Genomic DNA, 1,332 nt, shown 5'->3' with positions numbered 1-1,332 from the left:
TCAGTAGCGGTAGTGGTCCGGCTTGTACGGGCCGTCGACCTCCACGCCGATGTACGCGGCCTGCTCCGGACGCAGCGTCGTCAGCTTGACGCCGAGGGCGTCGAGGTGGAGGCGGGCGACCTTCTCGTCGAGGTGCTTGGGCAGCACGTACACACCGGTCGGGTACGCGTCGGGCTTGGTGAACAACTCGATCTGGGCCAGCGTCTGGTCCGCGAAGGAGTTGGACATCACGAACGACGGGTGACCGGTGGCGTTGCCCAGGTTCAGCAGACGGCCCTCGGACAGCACGATGATCACCTTGCCGTCCGGGAACGTCCACGTGTGGACCTGCGGCTTGACCTCGTCCTTCACGATGCCCGGGATCCTCGCCAGACCGGCCATGTCGATCTCGTTGTCGAAGTGGCCGATGTTCCCGACGATCGCCTGGTGCTTCATCCTGGCCATGTCCGAGGCCATGATGATGTCCTTGTTGCCCGTCGTCGTCACGAAGATGTCGGCCTTGTCCACGACCTCGTCCAGCGTCGTGACCTGGTACCCGTCCATCGCCGCCTGCAGCGCGCAGATCGGGTCGATCTCCGTCACGATCACCCGCGCACCCTGCCCGCGCAGCGACTCCGCGCAGCCCTTGCCCACATCGCCGTAACCGCACACCACAGCGGTCTTCCCGCCGATCAGCACGTCCGTGGCCCGGTTGATACCGTCCACCAGCGAATGACGGCAGCCGTACTTGTTGTCGAACTTCGACTTCGTCACCGCGTCGTTGACGTTGATCGCCGGGAACAGCAGCACACCGTCACGCTGCATCTCGTACAGACGGTGCACACCCGTCGTGGTCTCCTCCGTGACACCACGGATCTCCGAGGCCAGCTCGGTCCACTTCCGCGGGTTCTCGCCCAGGGTGCGGTGCAGCAGCCGGAGGATGACACGGTGCTCGTCGGACTCGGCGGTCTCCAGACCCGGGACCTTGCCGTCCTTCTCGTACTCCACGCCCTTGTGGACGAGGAGAGTGGCGTCACCGCCGTCGTCCAGGATCATGTTCGGGCCGCCGGTCGGGCTGTCCGGCCAGGTCAGCGCCTGCTCCGTGCACCACCAGTACTCCTCCAGGGTCTCGCCCTTCCAGGCGAACACCGGGACGCCCCGCGGATCGTCCGGCGTTCCCTCCGGCCCGACGGCGATGGCGGCCGCCGCGTGGTCCTGGGTGGAGAAGATGTTGCACGACGCCCAGCGGACCCGCGCGCCCAGGGCGACCAGGGTCTCGATCAGCACGGCGGTCTGCACGGTCATGTGCAGGGAGCCGGTGACGCGGGCACCGGCCAGCGGCCGGCTCTCGGC

At 67.3% G+C, this 1,332-nt stretch carries 1 protein-coding gene; it reads right to left on the bottom strand.

Features of this window, described 5'->3' with window-relative positions; all coding sequences use genetic code 11:
* A partial coding sequence (gene ahcY / locus QSK45_RS38005; RefSeq protein ID WP_285563525.1) for an adenosylhomocysteinase occupies positions 1-1,332 on the bottom strand: 1,332 nt, incomplete at its 5' end.

This window comes from Streptomyces hygroscopicus subsp. hygroscopicus (assembly GCF_030269125.1).
Classification (GTDB): Bacteria; Actinomycetota; Actinomycetes; order Streptomycetales; family Streptomycetaceae; genus Streptomyces; species Streptomyces hygroscopicus_C.
This window is presented reverse-complemented; position numbering and strand designations above follow the sequence as displayed.